This window comes from Candidatus Propionivibrio aalborgensis (assembly GCF_900089945.1).
Lineage (GTDB): Bacteria > Pseudomonadota > Gammaproteobacteria > Burkholderiales > Rhodocyclaceae > Propionivibrio > Propionivibrio aalborgensis.
On sequence record NZ_FLQY01000375.1, the window covers coordinates 1 to 10,277 of the forward strand.

Sequence of the window (10,277 nt, forward strand, 5' to 3'; positions counted from 1 at the left end):
TTACTCGATAATTTTAGCGACGACGCCGGCGCCGACGGTACGACCGCCTTCACGGATGGCGAAGCGCAGGCCTTCTTCCATGGCGATCGGGGCAATCAGCTTGACCGTCATCTGGATGTTGTCGCCCGGCATGACCATTTCAACGCCTTCCGGCAGGGTGATGGCACCCGTGACGTCGGTCGTGCGGAAGTAGAACTGCGGACGGTAGTTGTTGAAGAACGGGGTGTGACGACCGCCTTCGTCCTTGGACAGGACGTACATTTGGCCAGAACCTGGCCGCGTTCGACGTCTTCGCGCTTGGTGCCGCGCAGCAGAACGCCGACGTTGTCGCCCGCCTGTCCCTGGTCGAGCAGCTTGCGGAACATTTCTACGCCGGTGCAGATGGTCTTGACGGTGGGCTTGATGCCGATGATTTCGATTTCTTCGCCGACCTTGACGACGCCGCGCTCGACACGTCCGGTGACGACGGTGCCGCGACCGGAGATGGAGAAGACGTCTTCGATCGGTAGCAGGAAGGGCTTGTCGACGACGCGCTCTGGCGTCGGGATGTAGGCGTCCAGCGCATCGGCCAGGCGCATGATCGAGGCTTCGCCCAGATCTCCGGCGTCGCCTTCGAGGGCCTTGAGGGCAGAGCCTTTGATGATCGGGATGTCGTCGCCGGGGAATTCGTACTTGGAGAGCAGTTCGCGAACTTCCATTTCGACGAGTTCGAGCAGTTCTTCGTCATCCACCATGTCGCATTTGTTGAGGTAGACGATAATGTAGGGTACGCCAACCTGGCGCGCCAGCAGGATGTGCTCGCGGGTCTGCGGCATCGGGCCGTCGGCAGCGGAGCAGACGAGTATGGCGCCGTCCATCTGGGCGGCTCCGGTAATCATGTTCTTGATGTAGTCGGCGTGGCCCGGGCAGTCAACGTGGGCGTAGTGACGGCCCGCCGTCTCATATTCCACGTGCGCCGTGTTGATGGTGATGCCGCGTGCCTTTTCTTCCGGCGCCGCGTCAATCTGCGCGTAGGCCTTGGCCTCACCACCATATTTCTTCGCCAGTATCGTCGTGATCGCCGCCGTCAACGTGGTCTTGCCATGGTCGACGTGACCAATCGTGCCGACGTTTACGTGCGGCTTCGTCCGTTCAAATTTTGCCTTAGCCATTTAAAGTATCCTCACAACCAAAAATCACTTCTTGTTGATCACGGCCTCGGCGACATTTTTTGGCGCCTCGGCATAGTGTTTGAATTCCATCGAGTAGGTCGCCCGCCCCTGTGACAATGACCGCACGGTAGTCGAGTAGCCGAACATCTCGGCAAGCGGAACTTCGGCCTTGATTGCCTTGATCGCCCCTGGAATATCTTCCATTCCCTGCACCACTCCACGGCGACTTGAGAGATCACCCATGATGTTGCCCATGTATTCCTCAGGAGTTTCAACTTCAACCGCCATCATCGGCTCAAGCAGTGACGGCGAAGCTTTCTTCATGCCCTCCTTGAAAGCCATCGAAGCAGCCATGCGGAAAGCATTTTCGTTCGAGTCAACGTCGTGGTATGACCCATCAAACAGGGTGAATTTAACATCTACCACCGGGAAGCCAGCCAGCACACCACTCTTGATCGCGTCCTGCAAACCTTTGTCCACAGCCGGAATGTACTCCCGCGGCACTGTACCTCCCTTGATGGCATCTACAAATTCGTAACCCTTGCCTGCCTCATTGGGTTCGATCTTGAGCCAGACGTGCCCAAACTGACCACGACCGCCTGACTGCTTGACAAACTTGCCTTCCTGCTCAACGGCCTTTTTGATGCATTCGCGATAGGCCACTTGCGGCGCGCCAATATTGGCTTCCACGTTGAACTCCCGCCTCATGCGGTCAACGATGATTTCAAGGTGAAGTTCACCCATGCCCGAAATAATGGTCTGACCGGTTTCTTCATCTGTTCGCACCCGGAACGACGGGTCTTCCTGAGCCAATCGGCCAAGTGCGATACCCATCTTTTCCTGGTCAGCCTTGGTTTTCGGCTCAACTGCAATGTGGATAACCGGCTCCGGGAATACCATCCGTTCGAGAGTAATGATGGCAGCCGGATCACACAGCGTTTCACCGGTTGTTACGTCTTTCAAACCGACGCATGCCGCAATGTCGCCAGCAAGGACTTCTTTGATTTCTTCACGGTTGTTCGCGTGCATCTGCAGCACCCGACCAATGCGCTCTTTGCGGCCCTTGATCGGGTTGTAAATCGTGTCTCCGGATTTCAATACGCCCGAATAAACGCGAACGAACGTCAGTTGCCCAACATAGGGATCAGTCATCAACTTGAATGCTAGCGCCGAGAATTTTGCATCATCAGACGCAACGCGCGAATCCGGCTGCCCGTCTTCCTTCTCACCGGAAACTGGTGGAATATCGGCGGGCGAGGGCAGAAGATCGATCACGGCGTCAAGCATGCGCTGCACGCCCTTGTTTTTGAATGCCGTACCGCAAAGCATGGGCTGAATCTCGCAAGCAATCGTGCGGTCACGCAAACCCTTGATGACCTGCGCCTCGGTCAGATCGCCCGATTCGAGATACTGATCCATCAGTTCTTCGGACGACTCGGCAGCCACCTCGACCATCTTGCTTCGCCACTCATCGGCCTGAGCCTGCAACTCGGAGGGAATCTCGCGGTAGTCAAACTTCATGCCCTGCGATGCTTCATCCCAGTAAATTGCCTTCATCTTGATCAGGTCGACAACACCCTGGAAGTAATCTTCCTTGCCGATCGGTATGACAATCGGAACGGGACTGGCTTTGAGGCGCGTGCCCATCTGCTCGACAACCTTGAAGAAGTCAGCACCCTGACGATCCATCTTATTCACGAATGCAAGGCGAGGCACCTTGTACTTGTTGGCCTGACGCCAAACGGTTTCCGACTGCGGCTGCACACCACCCACGGCACAATAAACCATGCAGGCGCCATCCAGCACCCGCATCGAGCGCTCCACCTCGATCGTGAAGTCAACGTGTCCCGGCGTATCGATGATGTTGATACGATGCTCGGGACGAACAAAATCCATCCCTTTCCAGAAACAGGTCGTCGCTGCCGAGGTGATGGTAATACCACGCTCCTGCTCCTGCTCCATCCAGTCCATGGTTGCAGCACCGTCATGCACTTCGCCAATCTTGTGGTTCACACCGGTGTAATACAGGATGCGCTCGGTGACTGTCGTCTTGCCTGCATCAATGTGAGCGCTAATGCCGATATTGCGGTAGCGGTCGATAGGAGTTTTGCGTGCCACAGTAATAAACCTTCACTAATAAAGAACGATCGTCGGCAGGCCTGCTGCGACGGGAGAAATTGTGCGACTAGAACCGGAAGTGTGCGAACGCCTTGTTCGCATCCGCCATGCGGTGCACTTCATCGCGCTTCTTGACGGCAGCACCACGGTTCTCTGCCGCCTCGAGCATTTCGGCAGCCAGTCGCTGGCCCATTGATTTCTCCGAGCGCTTGCGCGCAGCTTCGCGCAACCAACGCATAGCCAGCGCCATCCGACGGCTGGGGCGAACTTCAACCGGGACCTGGTAGTTGGCACCACCAACACGGCGGCTCTTGACCTCTACCAGCGGCTTGATATTGTTCATGGCCAGACCGAATACTTCGATCGGATCCTTGCCACCCTTGGCAACAATCAGATCGAATGCACCATACACAATGCGCTCGGCAACCGATTTCTTGCCGCTCATCATGAGCGTGTTAACGAATTTGGAAACTTCAACATTGCCAAACTTTGGATCGGGCAGAATATCCCGTTTCGGTACTTCACGACGACGTGGCATAACAACCTCTCAAATATCAATTCAGTTGAAGGGCGATGCAACAAGCGCCACCCCTCGCGGCCGCCCATCCGAACGGCCACTTACTTAAACGGCGATCAAGCCGATTTCGGGCGCTTCGAACCGTACTTCGAACGACTTTGCTTACGATCCTTGACACCTTGAGTATCCAGCGATCCGCGTACCGTGTGGTAGCGTACGCCCGGCAGATCCTTGACGCGACCCCCGCGAATCAAGACGACGGAGTGCTCTTGAAGATTGTGCCCTTCACCACCGATGTACGAAATGACTTCGAAGCCATTTGTCAGACGAACTTTGCAGACCTTGCGTAGCGCAGAGTTCGGCTTTTTTGGCGTGGTCGTGTAAACACGCGTACAAACACCGCGCTTCTGCGGGCAGTTTTCCAGCGCAGGCACTTTGCTCTTGGTTAGCACGGCCACGCGGGGATTGCTCACAAGCTGGTTAATGGTTGGCATATTGCTATCCCTAAATTTCCTGCAATGACTGCACTTTCACGCGCATGACATCTGCAAAAAAACCAAGGCGGACCCAGGGCCGCCTCAGTGATTTTTTTATAACTGGCAGGAGCAATGGTTAGCCCTTGCCGACAAAGACCCGAGATTCTAGGTTCTATCCAGCCCCAAGTCAACCAACGGGAACATCCTGCGTACTCTCTCCAACCGTTTCTGCATCGTCGACAATGCCTTGCGCAGCAGCAAGATCAACTCCCGCCGCATTCTGCTTGCGCATCCGGTGATACGCCAGGCCCGTACCAGCCGGAATGAGACGACCGACGATTACGTTTTCCTTGAGGCCACGCAATTCATCGCGCTTGCCCATGATTGCAGCTTCGGTCAAAACACGTGTGGTTTCCTGGAACGACGCCGCCGAGATAAACGAATCGGTGGACAAGGAAGCCTTGGTAATGCCTAGAAGGACAGGTTCATAGCTGGCCGTAAGTTTGCCCTCGACAAGCATGCGGTCGTTCTCATCAAGCAGGTGTGCGCGCTCGACCTGTTCGCCTTTGATAAACTTGGTGTCCCCGGTGTCAAGCACATTAACTCGGCGCAACATCTGGCGAACAATGACCTCGATATGCTTGTCATTGATCTTAACGCCCTGCAGACGATAGACATCCTGCACTTCGTCAGTGATGTAGATGGCAAGAGCCTCGACACCCTGCAAACGAAGAATATCGTGCGGATCGGGCGCACCATCGACAATCGACTCACCCTTGTTCACAACCTGCCCATCGTGCACCAGGACATGCTTGTCTTTAGGAATCAGATACTCGTGCGAGACGCCGTCAAGGTCAGTAATGACCAGACGCTGCTTGCCCTTGGTGTCCTTGCCAAATGACATCGTGCCAGTATATTCAGCCAGCATTCCAGCATCCTTTGGCGTACGAGCTTCAAAAAGCTCGGCCACCCGCGGCAGACCGCCGGTAATGTCACGCGTCTTGGCGGATTCCTGTGGCAGACGAGCCAGCACGTCACCGACAGAAATCTGCTGTCCATCAAGTACGGTAATGATGGCTCCAACCTGGAAAGTAATGTTTACCGCATGATCGCTACCATGCATCTTGACTTCATCACCAGCGGCATCGAACAGTTTGATCTGTGGTCGCAGGCCCTTGGTCTGCGCCTTGCCACCGCGCTTCGGATCAATTACGACAAGTGTAGATAAACCGGTCACTTCGTCGATCTGTTTGGCAACGGTCACGCCCTCCTCAACGTTCTCGAACTTCACCAAGCCTGAATATTCGGCGATGATCGGACGCGTATGAGGATCCCAGGTCGCCAGCTTAGTCCCGGCCTTGGCCTGCTGCCCATCGGCCACCTGCAACGTGGATCCATAAGGTACTTTATGCTTTTCGCGTTCGCGGCCATTCTCGTCGGTGATCAGAACTTCGCCGGAACGGGTAATAACGATCTTCTCACCCTTGGCGCTGGTGACGTAGCGCATCGAGGCAGTGAAGCGAACCATACCAGCGCTCTTGGTCTCTACTTGGCTGGCAACGGCGGCTCGGGATGCTGCGCCACCGACGTGGAAGGTCCGCATGGTGAGCTGTGTACCCGGCTCACCAATCGACTGCGCGGCGATCACACCGACCGCCTCACCGACGTTGACGGGGGTTCCACGGCCAAGGTCGCGGCCATAGCACTTGGCACACAAACCGTAGCGCGTATCGCAGGTTAGCGGCGTACGCACCTTCACTTCATCAATACCGAGCCGGTCGACCAGATCACACAGATCTTCGTCGATAAGCGTCCCGGCCTCGATAACCGTTTCGTCCGTTTCGGGATCAACCACATCAACAATGACGACACGGCCAAGAATGCGCTCGCGCAAGGCCTCGATAACCTCACCACCCTCGATCAAGGCCCTCATGGTGACGCCATTTTCGGTGCCGCAATCGTTCTCAATGACGACCAGATCCTGGGTCACGTCAACCAGACGACGGGTCAGATAACCTGAGTTCGCGGTTTTCAGTGCCGTATCCGCCAAACCCTTACGTGCGCCGTGCGTCGAAATAAAGTACTGGAGAACGTTCAGGCCCTCACGAAAGTTTGTGGTAATGGGTGTTTCAATAATCGAGCCGTCCGGCTTCGCCATCAGGCCGCGCATGCCCGCCAACTGGCGAATCTGTGCAGCAGAGCCGCGCGCACCGGAGTCGGCCATCATGTAGATGGAGTTGAACGATTCCTGCTTGACCTTCTTGCCATGGCGATCAATCACTTCTTCGTGACCGAGCTGATCCATCATGACTTTGGCCACCTGGTCCCCGGTACGGCCCCAGATATCGACAACCTTGTTGTACCGCTCTCCGTTGGTTACCAGTCCATTGGTATACTGGCTTTCAATTTCCTTAACTTCCTTTTCGGCGGTGGCGATGATTTCGCTTTTCTGGGCTGGCACCAGCATATCGTCCGAGCAAATCGAGATGCCCGCGCGCGTCGCCAGCCGATAGCCGTTCTGCATCAGCTTGTCGGCAAAAACAACCGTCTCCTTCAAGCCACAACGACGGAAGGCGGCGTTGATCAGCTTGGATATTTCCTTCTTCTTGAGCGGCCTGTCGAGCACGCTGAACGGCAGACCCTTCGGCAGAATTTCAGATAGCAAGGCGCGGCCGACGGTCGTATCGTAGCGCGTGAGTGATTCCTTCCAGCCATTGTCGCCGTCTTTCTCATACTCCTTGATTCGCACTGAGATTTTGGCGTGCACATCGACATCCCCGGAATGCATGGCACGCGTGATTTCAGCGAGGTTTGCAAAAACCATCCCTTCACCCTTGGCGTTGATGCGCTCGCGAGTCGCATAGTAAAGGCCAAGAACGATATCCTGAGAAGGAACGATGATCGGTTCGCCGTTAGCCGGAGACAATACGTTGTTTGAGGCCAGCATCAGGGTGCGGCATTCCATCTGCGCTTCAAGTGATAGCGGAACGTGGACGGCCATCTGGTCACCGTCGAAGTCAGCGTTGAACGCCGCGCAAACGAGTGGATGCAACTGGATCGCCTTCCCTTCAATCAGCGTCGGTTCGAAGGCTTGAATACCCAGACGATGCAGCGTAGGCGCACGGTTCAACATGATTGGATGCTCACGAATTACGTCTTCGAGAATATCCCACACCACCGGTTCCTGCATTTCGACCATCTTCTTGGCTTGTTTGATGGTCGTGGCCAACCCCATCAGTTCAAGCTTGTTGAAGATAAAGGGCTTGAACAACTCGAGCGCCATCAGCTTCGGCAGACCGCACTGATGAAGTTTGAGTTGCGGACCGACCACGATGACAGAGCGTCCGGAGTAGTCGACACGCTTGCCGAGCAGGTTCTGGCGGAAACGGCCGCCCTTTCCCTTGATCATATCGGCCAGCGATTTCAGCGGGCGCTTGTTGGCGCCGGTCATGGCCTTGCCGCGACGACCGTTGTCAAGTAACGAGTCCACGGCTTCCTGTAGCATGCGCTTCTCGTTGCGTACGATAATCTCCGGGGCTTTCAGCTCAAGCAGGCGCTTCAAGCGGTTGTTGCGGTTGATTACCCGACGATAGAGATCATTCAGATCGGATGTGGCGAATCGACCGCCGTCAAGCGGCACCAACGGACGCAAATCCGGGGGCAGGACCGGTAGCACCTCGAGCACCATCCACTCCGGCTTGATACCGGATTTCTGGAAGCCTTCGAGAATCTTAAGACGTTTGGAGAATTTCTTGCTCTTTGTTTCCGAAGTCGTGGTTTCAAGTTCAGCGCGCAGGCGATCAACTTCGCTATTCAAATCGATTGAACGCAGGAGTTCACGAATGCCTTCGGCACCCATTGCCGCGTAGAAGTCGTCGCCGTACTCCTCCACCTTGGCCAGGCAGTCATCTTCCGTCAGCAACTGAGCCCGCGTAAGCGGCGTCATGCCCGGATCGCAAACCACAAAGGCTTCAAAGTAAAGCACGCGCTCGATGTCGCGCAAGGTCATGTCAAGCACCATGCCGAGACGGCTCGGCAAGCTCTTCAGGAACCAGATATGGGCGACCGGCGAAGCCAGTTCGATGTGCGCCATCCGCTCCCGACGCACCTTGGACAAGGTCACCTCAACACCGCATTTCTCGCAGATCACACCACGATGTTTCAGTCGCTTGTACTTGCCGCACAGGCATTCGTAATCCTTTATCGGACCAAAAATCTTGGCGCAGAACAAGCCATCTCGCTCCGGCTTGAAGGTCCGGTAGTTGATTGTTTCCGGTTTCTTGACTTCACCGTATGACCAGGATCGAATCTTGTCCGGTGAAGCCAGGCCGATGGTTATCGCATCGAATTGTTCTTCCTGCGTTACCTGTTTAAACAAATCAAGCAGTGCTTTCATCTTTCACTCCGATCAGGGTGATAACCCGAATTCCAAAATGCTGCTGTCAGGGCTATATCCAACGTCTTCTTAGTCACCTAACTATGCCGGCGGACTTCTCAATAGCGATCAAGGTCAATATCAATCGCCAGCGAACGAATTTCCTTGACTAGCACGTTAAATGACTCGGGCATGCCGGCGTCGATCTTGTGATCGCCCTTGACGATGCTCTCATAAACCTTGGTCCGGCCATTTACATCGTCCGACTTGACCGTCAGCATTTCCTGCAGCACATACGAAGCACCGTAGGCTTCGAGAGCCCACACTTCCATTTCGCCGAAGCGCTGTCCGCCAAACTGTGCCTTACCACCCAACGGTTGCTGGGTAACCAACGAGTACGGCCCTGTTGAGCGAGCATGCATCTTGTCATCAACGAGGTGATGCAATTTCAGAACATGCATATAACCGACAGTGACCTGGCGCTCAAAGCGTTCGCCCGTGCGGCCGTCAAACAAGGTCATTTGTCCTGATTCCGGCATTCCCGCCAATTTCAGCATTTCCTTGATTTCCTCTTCCTTGGCCCCATCGAACACTGGGGTTGCAAAAGGAACGCCCTCTTCCAGATTGCCGGCCATTTCAAGAATTTCGGCATCATTCAACTCGCCAAGGTTCTCGGGCCTGCCATTGCTGTTATAGATCTGTTCAAGGAAGGCACGCACTTCCTTGGCGTTTGCCTGGCGACGCAGCATCTCGCCAATCCTGAAGCCGAGTCCCTTGGCGGCGAGCCCCAGGTGAACTTCCAGAACCTGGCCGACATTCATCCGCGAGGGAACCCCCAACGGATTCAGAACGATATCGACCGGACTGCCATCGGCCATATGCGGCATGTCTTCAACCGGCACGATGCGGGAAACGACGCCCTTGTTGCCATGACGGCCAGCCATCTTGTCACCTGACTGCAGGCGACGCTTGACGGCCACGTAGACCTTGACCATTTTCTGAACGCCTGGTGGCAATTCGTCGCCCTGAGTCAATTTCTTGCGCTTCTCCTCGAAGGCGATGTCAAATTCCTTGCGCGTCTGTTCAAGGCCCTCGCGCAGGGATTCAAGCTGCTGAGCGACTTCGTCGTCAGCCATTCGTATATCGAACCAGTGATGGGCGTCAATCCCGTCGAGGTATTCCTTGGTGATTACACTTCCCTTGGCCAAACGTTTCGGGCCGCCGTTGGCAGCCTTGCCAACGATATAGCGCTCAACGCGGGCGAAGGCATCACGCTCGACAATACGCAACTGGTCGGCAAGGTCGAGCTTGTAACCCCTCAGGTGATCGTCAATGATCGACTGCGCGCGCTTGTCGCGCTCGATTCCTTCGCGGGTGAACACTTGAACATCGATGACCGTGCCCGCGATGCCGGATTGCACCCGCAGCGAAGTGTCCTTGACGTCGGAAGCCTTTTCGCCAAAGATCGCGCGCAGAAGTTTCTCTTCGGGCGTCAGTTGGGTTTCGCCCTTCGGAGTGACCTTGCCGACCAGTACATCACCGGCCTCGACTTCAGCGCCGATGTAAACGATACCGGACTCGTCAAGACGAGACAGTTGCGACTCGCCCAATGATGCAATATCACGGGTAATTTCTTCCGG

5 protein-coding genes and 1 pseudogene are annotated in these 10,277 nt (G+C 55.6%); all 6 read right to left on the bottom strand.

The window, feature by feature from the left end:
• Window positions 1–1,151 (bottom strand): annotated as a pseudogene (tuf, locus tag PROAA_RS16380) (elongation factor Tu).
• A 24-nt stretch (window positions 1,152–1,175) separates the two neighbouring features.
• Window positions 1,176–3,269 carry an elongation factor G gene (gene fusA, locus PROAA_RS16385; RefSeq protein WP_186412377.1) on the bottom strand — a complete coding sequence of 698 codons (2,094 nt, stop codon included), beginning with the start codon at window positions 3,267–3,269 and terminating at the stop codon, window positions 1,176–1,178.
• A 67-nt stretch (window positions 3,270–3,336) separates the two neighbouring features.
• The gene (gene rpsG / locus PROAA_RS16390; protein WP_186412378.1) at window positions 3,337–3,807 is read right to left on the bottom strand and encodes a 30S ribosomal protein S7; all 471 of its coding nucleotides are present in this window, start codon (window positions 3,805–3,807) and stop codon (window positions 3,337–3,339) included.
• Window positions 3,808–3,902: 95 nt separating this feature from the next.
• Window positions 3,903–4,280, bottom strand: coding sequence for a 30S ribosomal protein S12 (gene rpsL, locus PROAA_RS16395; RefSeq protein ID WP_186412379.1), 378 nt, complete (start codon window positions 4,278–4,280; stop codon window positions 3,903–3,905).
• A gap of 169 nt (window positions 4,281–4,449) precedes the next feature.
• Complete coding sequence (gene rpoC, locus PROAA_RS16400; RefSeq protein ID WP_186412380.1) at window positions 4,450–8,658, bottom strand: DNA-directed RNA polymerase subunit beta'; 4,209 nt, start codon at window positions 8,656–8,658, stop codon at window positions 4,450–4,452.
• 98 nt (window positions 8,659–8,756) lie between these two features.
• Window positions 8,757–10,277: DNA-directed RNA polymerase subunit beta (locus PROAA_RS16405; protein WP_483771119.1), on the bottom strand; the 1,521-nt coding region annotated here is incomplete at its 5' end.

Bases quoted from the DNA above. Each gene is read 5' to 3' on its own strand.
- rpsG (WP_186412378.1), bottom strand. From the start codon at position 3,807: ATGCCACGTCGTCGTGAAGTACCGAAACGGGATATTCTGCCCGATCCA.
- rpsL (WP_186412379.1), bottom strand. From the start codon at position 4,280: ATGCCAACCATTAACCAGCTTGTGAGCAATCCCCGCGTGGCCGTGCTA.
- rpoC (WP_186412380.1), bottom strand. From the start codon at position 8,658: ATGAAAGCACTGCTTGATTTGTTTAAACAGGTAACGCAGGAAGAACAA.